Origin of the sequence: Pseudomonas sp. J380 (assembly GCF_009827115.1) — a bacterium.
Taxonomy (GTDB): Bacteria; Pseudomonadota; Gammaproteobacteria; order Pseudomonadales; family Pseudomonadaceae; genus Aquipseudomonas; species Aquipseudomonas paracarnis.
On the sequence record NZ_CP043060.1, the window covers coordinates 3,171,614 to 3,186,733 of the forward strand.

Sequence of the window (15,120 nt, forward strand, 5' to 3'; positions counted from 1 at the left end):
GAAAGGCGCGCCCGGCGCCCACGCTTCAAGTACGCTCATCCTTGCCCCCAGCAGACCTTGGACGACATTTCAGGCCCTGCTCCCGGGTTGCCGCGCATACCGGTGCTGGTCAAGCTGAATGCTGCGCACGCGTCGTTCGCCATGACCGAGTCCGCAGCGGGTGTGGCGAGCAGGTCAAAATCCTGAGGGTTGAGGACGGCACTGATTCTATAATGATCATTGCCCGCGCTGACGTCGCCTGCATCAATAAAAGTGCCATTCCTCGTATAAGAACGCTCCAGTTGCTGGGCCTGTTCGCTCAACAACGCGACGATCTGCGCCCGATACGCCTTCTTCACCTGGCTGAGGTACCCGGGATACGCAATCCCGGCCAGCAACGCGATGATCGCCACGACGATCAGTAACTCAATCAGGGTAAAACCCTGGCTCTCCTTGCCCATCCGATTGCTCCTTATTGAAGTTGCCGCCATAAGACCCGTCGAAACCTGACGCGGCCGCCCTCCTCTACACGGGCATAGACCGTCTCCAGCACCGTGCGCGATTGCCCCGCGAGACCGACCGAAGTGACTCGAAAAAGCGTGGCCAGGGAATGGGACGGCAAATGAGCCAGCCCTTTACCCTCGCCGAGGGATTGAATGCCATAAAACCCATTCTTCAAGGCAAGCCAGGTGATCGCCGAGACAGGGTTCGTCCCGGCCGCCGTCAAGGAAAACGCTTCAGCAGGCGGCGCACAACGGGTGATCGAGTGGCAGACAGGCATCGCCTGGCCAACCTTTTGCACGGCCGATTCCCCCAACCTCAGGCCGCTTTCGGCAGATTGAAACGATTGATTGCGATGCCAGAGGCTGCTCGCGACTTTTTGCTGGGAGACCGCAGCCTGTATCGAGGACAGCCCCACCTGCGACAGCACCAACAGGAACACCAGACTGATCAGCAGCACCGTCCCGGCCTGCCGCATTTGGATACCGCCCTGCATGGTCATTGCCCCTACCCCAGCCGATTTCGCAGTGCCGCCACGACACTGTAGGTCTGGTCCTTCACCCGCCCAGCGGGATCTTGAAGGGTCATGAGAATGCGCACGCTGCGTATCAGCGACTCATCGGCCGGATGGCTGTCATAGCGCACCACAACTGTCGATACCGAGGTGGCCGCCATGCCGAAGCTGACGTCGAATGCCCGCACGTTATCCATCAATACTGCCTTGGCCGGTGCTGCCGGGGTACTGATCTTCAACTGACCCGATTCGTAGGTGTAGGTAAGTTGGCGTATGCCAAAGCGAAGTTGGCCGGATTCGGCTCCGGGTGGTGTGCCTGCATAAGCCCTGGCCGCCTCCTTGCAGTCGGACAACACTGTCCAGTCAGTCTTGCCGACGCCATCGGCGACATTCGCGGTCACCAGCGTCAGTGACTTCGCACTCCCCGCCGCTTCCCAGCTTATCGGCCGATCAAAGGCAGCCGGAGCATTGTCGATAGCGGCCACGGCCAAACACCCCAGCATGCCTGCCTGGCGAATATCCTGGGTGATCTTGCTCAGCACAAACCGCGCATCATCCTGCAGCAGCATGGCGGCCTGCTGGCTGGCATGGGTCAACCGCGAACTGATCAGTATCTGGCTCGCCCCCAGTATCAAGACCAACCCGATGGCAAGCGCCAGCAACACTTCCACCAGACTAAAACCTCGCCCAAGACGCCTCATTGCGACACTCCCTGTTCATTACTGATTCGACTGGTCAGGGTGAAGGTTTCCCGCGCCCCTGGGCGGTTTGCTGCTCGGGCATCCGCCCAACTGATGCTGATGGTGACCTCTTGCCCGTTCACCACCACTGAACCTTTGGCATCCTCGCCGGCAAAACCCGTGATATTGGCCTCGAAATCGTGCAGGTCGAGGTCACGCACGCTGGCGGTGGCAGTGTTGGGCGGCGCCAGCTCCGCCCTGCCCCATGTGTAATCGGCGCCAGCATTGGTGCGAATGCGGTCGAGCATGTCATAGGCAATAAAACTGGCTTGGCTGGTCATCCTGGCGCTGTTGGTGTACTTGAGCGCGTTGAGTTGCAGCACCGCAGCGCCCATCAGGCCGATCGCCAAAATCAACAGCGCTACCAGCACCTCGACCAGCGTCATGCCGGATTGGCGCGAGTGCGCAACGCGCAGGAATCGGTTCTGGCAGGCTGGCATTTGCGTCGTCATCCATGTCGAAGGCCGGTGAAAAAAAGCAGGCAAGACCTGCTGTGCGACCCAAGACTAGCGTCGGTTTTCGAGCGGCGCTGCTCCCGGAACAAAGGGAAATACTTTGGACATAAAGGCCATCATCCAGCGCCAACGACCAAGCGCTATACCTAAAAAACCTACTCGTGCCCAAGGAGGGAACGCACATGAAACAAGAAGGTTTCACCCTGATTGAGATGTTGCTGGGGCTGATCGTCACCAGTTTCCTCGCGCAACTGGCCGTACCCGGTTTCAAGGGTTTACATGAATCGCAGCAACGACAAAACGTGGCCCAAGCACTTGCCTCCGGGCTGCGCTACGCACGCACCGAGGCCATCGCGCGTAACCGGGCGGTGGTCATTCATGCAAAGGACGAGGACTGGAGCCTGGGATGGCGCGTGATACTGGATGTGAGTGGGCGCGGCCACCTGGATGACGACAATCCGGTATTGCTGGAGCGCGAGAGCAATGGGCGCGTGCCGGTCGCCGGTAATGGCCCGGTTACGAGCCAGGTGCGCTTCAGCGGCCTGGGGGAGCCAGTGTTCGCCGGCGGGGGATTTCGTGCCGGCACCGTGCATGTGTGTGGCAAGGACCATGCACAGAGCGTGTATCAGATCGTGCTGGCCCCCAGCGGGCGCGTCAGCCTGCGCAATGACAAGACCGAACAGGCATTATGCCGAGGCTATTCCAGCACCCTGGCCGTCAGAGCAACGAGCGGACCCGCAGTTCCTTGGGCATCGAGAACGTGATGTTTTCTTCACGACCCGCCAGCTCATCGGCGCCGGTAGCACCCCAGGCTTGCAACTGTTGGATCACACCGCGCACCAGCACTTCCGGAGCGGAGGCACCCGCCGTGATGCCGATACGCTCAACGCCATCGAACCAGCTGCGCTGCATGTCTTCGGCACCGTCGATCAAGTACGCCGGCGTGGCCATGCGTTCGGCCAGCTCACGCAAGCGGTTGGAGTTGGAACTGTTAGGGCTGCCGACCACCAGCACAACATCACACTCATTCGCCAGTTGCTTGACCGCATCCTGACGGTTTTGCGTGGCGTAGCAGATGTCATCCTTGCGTGGGCCGCCAATGGCCGGGAAACGCGTGCGCAGGGCATCGATGACGCGGCTGGTATCGTCCATGGACAAGGTGGTCTGGGTAACGAAAGCCAGGCGGTCGGGATTGTGCACCTGCAAGTTGGCGACGTCTTTTTCGTCTTCAACCAGGTAGATGGCGCCGCCGTTGCTGGCGTCGTACTGGCCCATGGTGCCTTCGACTTCCGGGTGACCGGCATGGCCGATCAGGATGCATTCGCGACCGTCGCGGCTATAACGCGCCACTTCGATGTGCACCTTGGTTACCAGCGGGCAAGTGGCATCGAACACTTTTAGGCCACGGCCGGCCGCTTCGGTACGTACGGCCTGGGACACGCCATGGGCACTGAAGATGACGATAACGTCGTCGGGTACCTGGTCGAGTTCTTCGACAAAGATCGCACCGCGTGCGCGCAGGTCTTCGACCACGAACTTGTTATGCACGACTTCGTGGCGCACATAAATCGGCGGCCCGAAGACTTCCAGGGCGCGGTTGACGATTTCGATCGCCCGGTCCACGCCAGCGCAGAAGCCACGGGGGTTGGCGAGTTTGATTTGCATGCTGTGCCTCGTGCCTTGCAGGCCAAGAAATTGGATCAACTCAGCTCTATAGAATAAGCGTCTGTATGAGCGGGCTTGCCCGCGATGCAAACGTCTCGATGTATCAGGTACACCGAGGTGATGCTATCGCAGGCAAGCCAGCTCCCACACAAGCCAGCCCCACAGGAACCGGTTTCGTCAGTTAGAGCGCTTTAACGTCGATGATTTCAACATCAAACGTCAAGGTTTTACCGGCCAACGGATGGTTGAAGTCGATGGTCACTTGCGTGTCATCGAAAGCTTTTACCACGCCGGGCAGTTCAGTATTCGCCGCATCATTGAAGATCACCAGCAAACCTTCCGACAGGTCCATACCCTCGAACTGCGAACGCGGGATGATCTGCACGTTTTGCGGGTTGGGTTGGCCGAAGGCGTTTTCCGGCAGGATCTGCAGGTTGCGCTTGTCGCCCGCCTTGAACCCGAACAATGCCGCTTCAAAACCAGGCAGCAGGTTACCGTCACCAACCTTGAAGGTCGCCGGGGCTTTGTCGAAGGTGCTGTCTACCGTGTCGCCATTCTCCAGGCGCAATGCGAAATGCAAAGTGACTTCCGTGTTCTGGCCGATGCGTTGCTCAGCCAATACCTGATCAGTCATTGACGGTTTCTCCGGTTTTCTTGCTCTTGAACATATCCAGCGCCAGCATGATTGCACCAACGGTGATGGCGCTGTCGGCAAAGTTGAACGCCGGGAAGTAGTGGCGGTTCTGCCAGTGCACCAGGATGAAGTCGATCACATGGCCCAGGGCGATGCGGTCATACAGGTTACCCAGCGCGCCGCCCAACACCAGGGCCAGCGCGATAGCCAGCCAGGTGTCGTCGCGACCCAGGCGCTTTAGCCACACCACCAGCACGGCACTGACCACCACGGCGATCACCGCGAACAGCCAGCGCTGCCAGCCGCCGCCGTCAGCGAGGAAGCTGAAGGCGGCGCCAGTGTTGTAGGCCAGGGTCCAGCTGAAGTAATCCGGAATCACCACGATTTGCTGGAACATTTCCAGGGAGCCCTCGAAGTGAGCCTTGCTGACCTGGTCAATAACCAGCACCAGCAGGCTCAGTACGAGCCAGCCCAGACGTCCGAAACGACTGGCTGCATTAGGCATAGTGGCGAACCTCGCCTTCACCGCTGATGTTATCGACACAACGACCGCAGATTTCCGGGTGCTCAGGGTTCACACCGACATCTTCACGGCAGTGCCAGCAACGGGCGCATTTAGGGAAGGCCGATTTCACCACCTTGAGCTTCAGGCCCGGTACCTCGGTGACCACGGCATCTGCCGGGGCCTGGGCGAAAGGTGCCAGGCTCGCGGTGGAGGTGATCAGTACGAAGCGCAGTTCGTTGCTCAGCTTGGCCAGGTCGGCAGTCAGGCCATCCTCGGCAAACAGGGTGACTTCGGCTTGCAGGTTGCCACCCACGGCCTTGGCCGCACGCTGGACTTCCAGTTCCTTGTTCACCGCAACCTTGACGGCCATGACGCCCGCCCAGTACTCGCGGCCCAGTTCGAAGTCGGCCGGCAGTTCGGTCAAGCCTTCGTACCAGGTGTTGAGCATGACGGACTCGTTACGCTCGCCCGGCAGGTATTCCCACAGCTCGTCGGCGGTGAACGCCAGGATCGGTGCGATCCAGCGCACCAGCGCTTCGCTGATGTGGTACAGCGCGGTCTGCGCCGAACGGCGAGCTTTGCTGTTGGCGCCGGTGGTGTACTGGCGGTCCTTGATGATGTCGAGGTAGAAACCGCCCAGCTCCTGCACGCAGAAGTTGTGGATCTTGGAGTAGACATTCCAGAAGCGATATTCGCCGTAGTGCTCTTGCAACTCACGCTGCAGCAACAGGGTACGGTCCACGGCCCAACGGTCCAGCGCGAGCATGTCTTCGGCCGGCAGCAGGTCGGTGGCCGGGTTGAAACCGGTCAGGTTCGACAGCATGAAGCGCGCGGTATTGCGGATACGACGATAGGCGTCGGCGCTGCGTTGCAGGATCTGCTCCGAAACAGCCATCTCACCCGAATAGTCAGTCGAGGCCACCCACAGACGCATGATGTCGGCGCCCAGGGTGTCATTGACCTTTTGCGGCGCAATCACGTTGCCCAGGGATTTGGACATCTTGCGGCCGTTCTCGTCGACGGTGAAACCGTGGGTCAGCAGTTCGCGGTACGGTGCGTGGTCGTCGATGGCGCAACCGGTCAGCAGCGACGAGTGGAACCAGCCACGGTGTTGGTCCGAACCTTCCAGGTACAGGTCGGCGCGCGGGCCGGTCTCGTGACCCATCGGATGCGAGCCACGCAGCACGTGCCAGTGAGTGGTGCCCGAATCGAACCACACGTCGAGGGTGTCGCTGATCTTGTCGTACAGCGGCGCTTCATCGCCCAACAGCTCGGCGGCGTCCAGCTTGAACCAGGCTTCGATACCTTCCTGCTCAACGCGCTGGGCCACAAACTCCATCAGTTCGACGGTGCGAGGATGCAGCTCGCCGCTTTCCTTGTTCAGGAAGAACGGAATCGGCACGCCCCAGTTACGTTGGCGGGAGATGCACCAGTCCGGACGATTGGCGATCATCGAATGCAGGCGCGCCTGGCCCCAGGCCGGAACGAACGTGGTGTCTTCGATGGCCTTGATCGCGCGGTTACGCAGGGTATCGCCGCTGGTCGGCTCTTTGTCCATACCGATAAACCACTGCGCAGTGGCGCGGTAGATCAGCGGGGTCTTGTGGCGCCAGCAGTGCATGTAGCTGTGCTTGATGGTTTCGGTGTGCAACAGCGCGCCGACTTCCGAGAGCTTGTCGATGATCGGCTGGTTGGCCTTGAAGATGAACTGGCCGCCGAAGAACTCCAGGGACGGCGCGTACACGCCATTGCTTTGCACTGGATTCAGAATGTCGTCGTTGACCATGCCATAGGCTTTGCAGGTCACGAAGTCGTCTACGCCATAGGCGGGCGCAGAGTGAACAATGCCAGTGCCGGCGCCCAGCTCCACGTAGTCCGCCAGGTACACCGGCGACAGACGGTCATAGAACGGGTGACGGAAGTTGATCAGTTCCAGCGCAGACCCTGTGGTGGTGGCGATCACAGAACCTTGCAGCTCGTAACGCGCCAGGCACGACTCGACCATTTCTTCGGCCAGCACCAACAGGCGATCACCAACGTCCACCAGGGCGTAGGTGAATTCCGGGTGCACGTTCAGCGCCTGGTTGGCCGGGATGGTCCACGGGGTGGTGGTCCAGATCACGATGGCCGCTGGCTTGCTCAGGCTTGCCAGGCCGAAAGCCTCGGCCAGCTTGGCGTCGTCGGCGATCGGGAAGGCTACGTCGATGGTCGAGGACTTCTTGTCTTCGTACTCCACTTCCGCTTCGGCCAGGGCCGAACCGCAGTCGAAGCACCAGTTCACGGGCTTGAGGCCCTTGAACACGAAACCGCCTTTGACGATTTCGGCCAAGGCGCGGATTTCACCGGCCTCGTTCTTGAAGTTCATGGTCTTGTAGGGGTTGTCCCACTCGCCGAGCACACCCAGGCGGATGAATTCAGACTTCTGCCCTTCGATCTGCTCGGCGGCGTAGGCACGGCACAGTTCGCGGGTCTTGTCCGCGCCCAGGTTCTTGCCGTAAGTCACTTCGACTTTGTGCTCGATCGGCAGGCCGTGGCAGTCCCAACCCGGGACATACGGCGCGTCGAAGCCCGACAGGGTCTTGGAGCGCAGGATCATGTCCTTGAGAATCTTGTTCAGCGCGTGACCGATGTGAATCGTGCCGTTGGCATAAGGAGGGCCGTCGTGCAGGACGAACTTCGGACGATCCTTGCCAATTTCGCGCAACTTTCCGTACAGGCCAATACTGTCCCAGCGCTGCAGGATCTGCGGTTCGCGCTGTGGCAGGCCGGCCTTCATTGGGAAGGCGGTGTCCGGAAGGTTTAGCGTGGCTTTATAGTCGGTCATTTAAGGCTCTTCGGTTAGCGATGGGCGCTAGGTGCGGCTAGTGCACGGGCGGCGGCGACATCCGCATTGATCGCCGTTTTCAACGCCTCCAGGGAGGCGAAACGCTGCTCTTCACGCAGCTTCTGGTGGAAAACCACCGTCAAACGCCGGTCGTATAAATCACCGGCAAAATCCAAAAGGTGAACTTCCAGGTGGGCCTTGCCATCACCTGCAACCGTGGGTCTGACGCCTATATTGGCGACTCCCGGCCACGATTGGCCATCGATGTCGACACTTACCAGGTAAACCCCGGTCAGCGGCACACGACGGCGCTTGAGTTGCACGTTTGCGGTTGGCGTGCCCAATTGGCGCGCCAGCTTCTGGCCGTGCAATACCCGTCCGGCAATGCGGAACGGGCGGCCGAGCAAACGCTCGGCCAGGTCGAAGTCGGCGGCGGCCAGGGCGTTACGCACCTGGGTGCTGCTCACGCGCAGGCCGTCCAGTTCGACGGTTTGCGCGGCCTCGACAGTGAAACCCTGATTCACACCGGCATGTTGCAGGAAATCGAAATCCCCGACCCGGTCACAACCGAAATGGAAGTCGTCGCCGACCTCCAGGTGCTGCACACCCAAGCCGTCCACCAGGATGCGGTCGACGAACTCGGCGGCGCTGAGGCTGCGCAAACGCTGGTTGAATGCCAGGCAGAGGACACGGTCCACGCCCTCCTCCGCCAACAGCTGCAACTTGTCCCGCAAGCGCGCCAAGCGTGCCGGCGCCGTTTCCGGGGTAAAGAACTCCCGCGGTTGTGGCTCAAAAATCACCACGCAGCTGGGCACGCCCAACTCGACCGCACGCTCGCGCAGCCGAGCCAGGATAGCCTGGTGGCCACGGTGAACACCGTCAAAGTTGCCAATAGTGGCGACGCAGCCCCGATGCTCGGGGCGCAGGTTGTGGAGACCTCGAACCAGCTGCATAACGCGCTTCTTGCTCATAAAGTGGTCGATTATAACCACACCCAGCCCCGGACGACAGGCAACAGCGCAGGCCAAATGGGTCGAATCGATAAAACAACTGTTTTATCGCGGCAAACTCGCTATCCCAGCGACTTGCGATTGAAATCGCGCAGGCGGAAGCCCTGCAACAGCAACATCCCGAAGTACACCACCACGCCCGCCACTACCAACGCGCCCAGGCGCATGAAGCGCTCCAGCATATCGCCATCACCCCAGGCCGGCATCACCTGCATCAGCCCCACCAGCACCGCGGACATTGCGGCCACCGCCACAAGCAACTTGAGCGTGAACATTCCCCAACCCGGCTGCGGCTGGTACATCTGCTGCTTGCGCAGCTGATAAAACAACAGGCCGGCATTGATACAGGCACCGGCACTGATCGCCAGCGCCAGCCCGGCATGGGCCAACGGACCGATAAACAGCAGGTTGAGCAACTGTGTGACGATCAGCGTGAAAATCGCGATCTTCACCGGCGTGCGGATGTTTTGCTGTGCGTAGAAGCCCGGCGCCAGCACCTTGATCACGATAATACCGAGCAGGCCGACAGAGTAGGCAACCAGCGCGTGCTGAGTCATCAAGGCGTCATGTGCATCGAATTGCCCGTATTGAAACAGCGAGACCGTCAGCGGTTCGGCGAGGATTCCCAAGGCCAGCGCGCATGGCAACACCAATAGAAAGCACAGACGCAGGCCCCAATCGAGAATGCGCGAATACTCCTGACGATCCTTGCTGGCATAGGTGCGCGCCAGGGTCGGCAGCAGGATCGTGCCCAATGCCACGCCAAGCACACCGGATGGCAACTCCATCAGACGGTCGGCGTAATACATCCACGATACCGACCCGGACACCAGCAACGAGGCAAACGCGGTGTTGATGATCAGCGAAATCTGACTGACCGACACCCCGAGGATCGCCGGCAGCATATTGCGCATCACGCGCCAGACGCCGGTGTCCTTGAGGTTCAGGCGCGGCAGTACGAGCATGCCGATTTTTTTCAGGTGCGGCAGTTGGTACAACAACTGCGCCAGGCCGCCGGCCAGCACCGCCCAACCCAGGGCCATGACCGGAGGGTCGAAATACGGCGTGAGGAACAGCGCAAAAATAATCATGCTGACGTTCAGCAAGGTCGGCACAAAGGCCGGTACCGAGAAACGATTCCAGGTATTGAGGATCGCCCCGGCGAGCGAAGACAGGGAAATCAGCAATATATAAGGAAAGGTCACCCGCAGCAGATCAGTGGTCAGCGCGAACTTTTCCGGCGTGTTGGCAAAACCGGGCGCCGTGGCCCAGATCACCCAGGGAGCGGCGAGCATCCCGACGATGGTTACCAGCATCAGCACCAGCGTCAGCAAACCCGAGACGTAGGCGATGAACGTACGAGTCGCCTCCTCGCCATGCTGGGTCTTGTATTCGGCCAGAATCGGCACGAACGCCTGGGAAAACGCGCCTTCGGCAAAGATCCGCCGCAACAGGTTGGGCAGTTTAAAGGCAATAAAGAACGCATCCGTGGCCATGCTGGCGCCAAAGATGCGGGCCAGCAGGGTGTCGCGCACGAACCCCAATACCCGGGAAATCATCGTGATAGAGCTGACGGCAGCCAACGATTTGAGCAGATTCATTGAAAGAGTTTGCGCCTATAGATAAAGAGCAGGCGAACTACGCGCCCACTTATGCGATACTGCGCGCCTGCAACAGCACAGAGCCAAAGCTCGCGAGTTTACAGGTCAAGCGCCGGAAATAAATCACCCGCCTCTTCAGATCGACCACTCAGCAGTTCGCATCAGCCGCCCTTGACAACCCGTCAAGTCATCGGCATGATTCGCGGCCTATTTTGTTTGCTATTTCCTAAAAAGTCTTTCGAGGAGCTCGACGGTGGCCAACACACCTTCCGCCAAAAAACGTGCAAAACAGGCTGAGAAGCGTCGCAGCCACAACGCCAGCCTGCGTTCCATGGTTCGCACCTACATCAAGAATGTAGTCAAAGCCATCGACACCAAAGACGCTGAAAAAGCTCAAGCAGCTTACGTTCTGGCTGTGCCTGTTATCGACCGTATGGCCGATAAAGGCATCATCCACAAGAACAAGGCCGCTCGCCATAAGAGCCGCCTGAATGGCCACATCAAGGCTCTGAGCGTTCCTGCTGCAGCCTAAGTGGTAACAACTGCAACGCAGCCCAGGCTGTGTAACAGTTAAGAAATGCCCCGTACCGAAAGGTCCGGGGCATTTTTGTTTGCCCCTGAAAACTGTAGGAGCGAGCTTGCTCGCGAAGATCGTTAACGATGACGCGGGAAGCCTGGCGCCCGGCGGGGCTCTCAGGTTTTTCGCGAGCAAGCTCGCTCCTACAGAAAGTTGACCGGGAATATTCTCAAGGCAAAAAAAACGCCCCGAACCAGTCGGGGCGTTTTTGCTACCACCTGATCAAAACATCAATCAATGGTGATGACCGCCTTCACCGTGGACGTGGCCGTGAGCCACTTCTTCCTGGGAAGCGTCGCGGATGGCCACGATCTTCACTTGGAAGTTCAGGCGCTGGCCAGCCAGAGGGTGGTTGCCGTCAACGGTAACGTCGTCGCCGTCCAGGTCGCGGATGGTGACGATCTGCATTTGGCCGTCCGGCGCGGAAGCGTGGAACTGCATGCCCACTTCCAGCTCATCGACACCTTCGAACATGCTGCGGCTCAAGGTGCTGACCAGTTCGGCGGAGTATTCGCCGTAGGCATCTTCAGGTTCTACGGCGACAGTCAGTTCGTCACCGACGTTCTTGCCTTCCAGAGCCTTTTCCAGGCCTGGGATGATGTTACCTGCGCCTTGCAGGTAAACCAGCGGCGCGCCGCCGGCGGAGCTGTCGATGACCTCACCAGCGTCGTTGGTCAGGGTATAGTCGATGGAGACAGCCTTGTTAGCGGCGATCGTCATGGGGCGAGACCTTTTGCATAAGAATGAAGAACGGACAAGTCTAAACAAGGATTTGCCCGAAAGCGAACGGAACCCGGACGGACGGGGCCGATCAACGGTCACGATCACAGGTTTTCATCAGGACGACGATGGGCACTGGGTGGCCGAGCTGTCTTGCGGCCACACCCAGCACCTGCGCCACCAGCCGCCCTGGCAGTCACGCGCCTGGGTGCTCGACCCCGCGCAACGCCTTGAAAAAATAGGCCAGGCCTTTGCGTGCGGCTGGTGTGCGCAAGGGCACGAATAACGATAACCTTGGCGTCTGATTCGCGGTAGGCACTCACCCATAGAGCGCCACCCAAGCCATGCACCTCCAGAGAATTCGCATGCAGACTTTTTTTATCGCGCCCACCGATTTTGGTGTGGGTCTGACCTCCATCAGCCTTGGGCTGGTGCGCACACTGGAAAGGGCCGGCCTGAAAGTCGGCTTTTTCAAACCCATTGCCCAGCCACACCCTGGCGATACCGGGCCGGAACGCTCTACCGAGCTGGTGGCGCGCACCCACGGCCTGAAACCGCCGCAGCCCCTGGGCCTGGCTCACGTAGAGCGCATGCTCGGCGACGGCCAGCTCGATGAGTTGCTCGAAGAGATCATCACCCTTTACCAACAGGCAGCCGTAGGCAAAGACGTGCTGATCGTCGAAGGGATGGTGCCGACCCGCAGCGCCAGCTACGCGGCACGGGTCAACCTGCACCTGGCCAAGAGCCTGGACGCGGAAGTGATCCTGGTCTCGGCGCCGGAAAATGAAGTGCTCACCGAGCTTTCCGGCCGTGTGGAATTGCAGGCCCAACTGTTTGGCGGCCCCAAAGACCCGAAAGTGCTGGGCGTAATTCTCAACAAGGTACGCACCGACGAAAGCATGGAAGCCTTCTCGGCGCGCCTCAAAGAGCATTCGCCGCTGTTGCGCAGCGGTGATTTCCGGCTGCTCGGCTGCATCCCCTACCAACCCGAGCTGAATGCCCCGCGCACCCGCGACGTGGCCGACCTGATGGGCGCGCAGATCCTCAACGCCGGCGACTACGAAAGCCGGCGCATGACCAAGATCATCATTTGCGCGCGCACCATGCGTAACACCGTCGAGCTGCTCAAGCCCGGTGTGTTGGTGGTAACCCCGGGAGATCGCGATGACATCATCCTCGCCGTCAGCCTGGCCGCCATCAATGGCGTGCCGCTGGCCGGGCTGCTGCTGACCAGCGACACCCTGCCCGACCCACGCATCATGGATCTGTGCCGAGGCGCCTTCCAGGCCGGGTTGCCGGTGTTGTCGGTGAGCACCGGCTCCTATGACACCGCCAACCAGCTCAATAGCCTCAACAAGGAAATCCCTATCGATGACCGCGAGCGTGCGGAAATCATCACCGACTTCGTCGCCAGCCACCTCGATGCGCGCTGGCTGCACCAGCGCTGCGGCACGCCAAGGGAGATGCGCCTGTCGCCGGCAGTGTTCCGTTACCAGTTGATCCAACGCGCCCAGGCCGCCAACAAACGCATCGTGTTGCCCGAAGGTAGCGAGCCGCTGACCGTACAGGCCGCCGCGATCTGCCAGGCCCGCGGCATTGCCCGTTGCGTGCTGTTGGCCAAGCCTGCGGATGTGGAGGCAGTCGCCCGCGCCCAAGGTATCGACCTGCCCGAAGGCCTGGAGATTCTCGACCCCGACCTGATTCGCCAACGCTACGTGGAGCCAATGGTCGCCTTGCGCAAGAGCAAAAGCCTCAACGCGCCCATGGCCGAGCAGCAACTGGAAGACACCGTGGTGATCGCCACCATGATGCTCGCCCTCGACGAAGTGGATGGCCTGGTCTCCGGCGTGATTCACTCCACCGCCAACACCATTCGCCCGGCGCTGCAGCTGATCAAGACCGCGCCGGGCTGCACCCTGGTGTCGTCGGTGTTCTTCATGCTGTTCCCCGAGCAGGTACTGGTGTACGGCGACTGCGTGATGAACCCGCACCCAAGCGCTGCGGAACTGGCGGAAATCGCCCTGCAAAGCGCCGACTCGGCGGCGGCGTTCGGCATCACGCCACGGGTGGCGATGATCAGCTACTCCAGCGGTGACTCGGCCAGCGGCGAGGAGGTGGAAAAAGTCCGCGAAGCCACCCTGCTCGCCCACGAACAACAAAGTTCGTTGCTGATCGACGGCCCGTTGCAATACGACGCCGCCGCCAACGAAAACGTCGCCCGACAACTGGCGCCCAACAGCCAGGTGGCGGGCAAGGCCACCGTCTTTGTATTCCCGGACCTGAACACCGGCAACACCACCCACAAAGCCGTACAACGCAGCGCCGATTGCGTGAGCCTGGGGCCGATGCTTCAGGGCCTGCGCAAACCGGTCAATGACCTGCCACGTGGCGCCCAGGTGGACGACATCGTGTACACCATCGCCCTGACGGCGATCCAAGCCGCCAACCGACCCATGGATATCTAAATGCTGGATTTTCTACCTGCCGCCGTGCGCGGGGTGATCGCTTCGCTGTTGCTGGCGCTGAACACGATCCTGCTGTGTTCGTTCCTGTTTATCGTGGCGCTGTTCAAGGCGCTGCCGTTCGCCAAGCGCCTGAGCGAATGGCTGATGAACCACACCCACGAAGCCTGGGTTACCAACAACAAGGGCTGGATGAACCTGGTGCGCCGTACGCGCTGGCACCTGACTGGCCTTGAGGGCCTGGACTACCAACACTCGTACCTGGTGACCAGCAACCATCAGAGCTGGGTCGACATCATGGTGTTGCAGTACGTGCTCAATCGGCGCATTCGCCCCCTGAAGTTCTTCCTCAAGCAAGAGCTGATATGGGTACCGGTGATTGGCCTGGCGTGGTGGGCGCTGGGTTTTCCCTTCATGAAGCGCTACAGCAAGGCTTATTTGGAGAAGCACCCGGAGAAGAAAGGCAAAGACCTGGAAACCACGCGCAAGACCTGTGCGAAGTTTCGCGACAATCCCGTGGGGATTTTCAACTTTGCCGAAGGCACACGCTTTACGCCGGGCAAGCATGCGCAGCAGCAGTCACCGTTTCGCTACCTGCTTAAACCCAAGGCGGGCGGAATTGCGTTTGTGTTGGATGCCATGGGCGAGCAGCTCAAGTCACTGATCAATGTGACCATCCACTACCCCGCCGGGCGCCCAGGTTATTGGGATTTGCTGTGCGGTAACGTGAAGGACGTGGTGGTGCACTTTGAAGAGGTGCAGATACCGGCCGAATTCATCGGCAAGAATTATGAGCAGGATGGGGAATATCGACTGGCGTTCCAGGGCTGGATCAACCAGTTGTGGCAAGACAAGGATGCATTGTTGGAACAGCTGCACAAAGACTTTCCGGCCAGCCGCTGATCACATGTGGAAGCAAGCCAGCTCCCACAT

At 60.2% G+C, this 15,120-nt stretch carries 16 protein-coding genes; 5 read left to right on the forward strand and 11 right to left on the reverse strand.

Going from position 1 to position 15,120, the window contains the following annotated elements; all coding sequences use genetic code 11:
- Positions 1-35: 35 nt before the first annotated feature.
- Genes FXO12_RS14435 through pilV form a run of 4 tightly spaced genes read right to left on the reverse strand, consistent with a single transcriptional unit; the run spans position 36 to position 2,174 of the window.
- Entirely contained in the window at positions 36-440 is a 405-nt protein-coding gene (locus tag FXO12_RS14435) for a type IV pilin protein (RefSeq protein WP_057977370.1), read from the reverse strand.
- A gap of 11 nt (positions 441-451) precedes the next feature.
- A complete protein-coding gene (locus FXO12_RS14440) occupies positions 452-982 on the reverse strand; it encodes a PilX N-terminal domain-containing pilus assembly protein (protein ID WP_057977372.1) in 531 nt (176 codons plus the stop codon).
- 5 nt (positions 983-987) lie between these two features.
- A complete protein-coding gene (locus FXO12_RS14445; RefSeq protein WP_057977374.1) occupies positions 988-1,695 on the reverse strand; it encodes a PilW family protein in 708 nt (235 codons plus the stop codon).
- Complete coding sequence (gene pilV / locus FXO12_RS14450; RefSeq protein ID WP_034128056.1) at positions 1,692-2,174, reverse strand: type IV pilus modification protein PilV; 483 nt, start codon at positions 2,172-2,174, stop codon at positions 1,692-1,694. The genes FXO12_RS14445 and pilV overlap by 4 nt, the downstream gene beginning before the upstream one ends.
- Before the next feature lie 197 nt (positions 2,175-2,371).
- On the opposite strand from pilV, the gene FXO12_RS14455 reads away from it, so the two are divergent.
- Positions 2,372-2,953 carry a GspH/FimT family pseudopilin gene (locus FXO12_RS14455; protein ID WP_057977376.1) on the forward strand — a complete coding sequence of 194 codons (582 nt, stop codon included), beginning with the start codon at positions 2,372-2,374 and terminating at the stop codon, positions 2,951-2,953.
- Here FXO12_RS14455 and ispH read toward each other — a convergent pair.
- The 6 genes from ispH to murJ form a co-directional block, all read right to left on the reverse strand.
- Positions 2,907-3,854 (reverse strand): 4-hydroxy-3-methylbut-2-enyl diphosphate reductase, encoded by a 948-nt coding sequence (gene ispH / locus FXO12_RS14460; RefSeq protein WP_032893637.1) that lies wholly within the window; start codon positions 3,852-3,854, stop codon positions 2,907-2,909. The two genes, FXO12_RS14455 and ispH, sit on opposite strands and share 47 nt — an antisense overlap.
- 181 nt (positions 3,855-4,035) lie before the next feature.
- On the reverse strand, positions 4,036-4,473 hold the full coding sequence (locus FXO12_RS14465; protein WP_169918885.1) for a peptidylprolyl isomerase: 438 nt from the start codon (positions 4,471-4,473) through the stop codon (positions 4,036-4,038).
- Positions 4,474-4,480: 7 nt separating this feature from the next.
- On the reverse strand, positions 4,481-4,993 hold the full coding sequence (gene lspA / locus FXO12_RS14470; RefSeq protein WP_003188406.1) for a signal peptidase II: 513 nt from the start codon (positions 4,991-4,993) through the stop codon (positions 4,481-4,483).
- On the reverse strand, positions 4,986-7,817 hold the full coding sequence (gene ileS / locus FXO12_RS14475; protein ID WP_057977378.1) for an isoleucine--tRNA ligase: 2,832 nt from the start codon (positions 7,815-7,817) through the stop codon (positions 4,986-4,988). The genes lspA and ileS overlap by 8 nt, the downstream gene beginning before the upstream one ends.
- A 14-nt stretch (positions 7,818-7,831) precedes the next feature.
- Positions 7,832-8,770 (reverse strand): bifunctional riboflavin kinase/FAD synthetase, encoded by a 939-nt coding sequence (ribF, locus tag FXO12_RS14480; RefSeq protein ID WP_003188404.1) that lies wholly within the window; start codon positions 8,768-8,770, stop codon positions 7,832-7,834.
- Positions 8,771-8,889: 119 nt separating this feature from the next.
- Complete coding sequence (gene murJ, locus FXO12_RS14485; protein ID WP_034128060.1) at positions 8,890-10,428, reverse strand: murein biosynthesis integral membrane protein MurJ; 1,539 nt, start codon at positions 10,426-10,428, stop codon at positions 8,890-8,892.
- A gap of 253 nt (positions 10,429-10,681) precedes the next feature.
- On the opposite strand from murJ, the gene rpsT reads away from it, so the two are divergent.
- Positions 10,682-10,960, forward strand: a complete 279-nt coding sequence (gene rpsT, locus FXO12_RS14490) for a 30S ribosomal protein S20 (protein ID WP_003188401.1) — start codon at positions 10,682-10,684, stop codon at positions 10,958-10,960.
- A gap of 279 nt (positions 10,961-11,239) precedes the next feature.
- Here rpsT and FXO12_RS14495 read toward each other — a convergent pair whose 3' ends face one another.
- Complete coding sequence (locus FXO12_RS14495) at positions 11,240-11,725, reverse strand: peptidylprolyl isomerase (protein ID WP_003188398.1); 486 nt, start codon at positions 11,723-11,725, stop codon at positions 11,240-11,242.
- Between FXO12_RS14495 and FXO12_RS14500 the strand changes: the two genes are divergently transcribed.
- The 3 genes from FXO12_RS14500 (at position 11,724) to FXO12_RS14510 (ending at position 15,090) form a co-directional block, all read left to right on the forward strand.
- Positions 11,724-12,011 carry a DUF3565 domain-containing protein gene (locus FXO12_RS14500; protein WP_102666761.1) on the forward strand — a complete coding sequence of 96 codons (288 nt, stop codon included), beginning with the start codon at positions 11,724-11,726 and terminating at the stop codon, positions 12,009-12,011. The two genes, FXO12_RS14495 and FXO12_RS14500, sit on opposite strands and share 2 nt — an antisense overlap.
- A 79-nt stretch (positions 12,012-12,090) precedes the next feature.
- Positions 12,091-14,190 carry a phosphate acetyltransferase gene (gene pta, locus FXO12_RS14505; RefSeq protein WP_003188396.1) on the forward strand — a complete coding sequence of 700 codons (2,100 nt, stop codon included), beginning with the start codon at positions 12,091-12,093 and terminating at the stop codon, positions 14,188-14,190.
- A complete protein-coding gene (locus FXO12_RS14510; RefSeq protein ID WP_014716856.1) occupies positions 14,191-15,090 on the forward strand; it encodes an acyltransferase in 900 nt (299 codons plus the stop codon).
- Positions 15,091-15,120 lie beyond the last annotated feature (30 nt).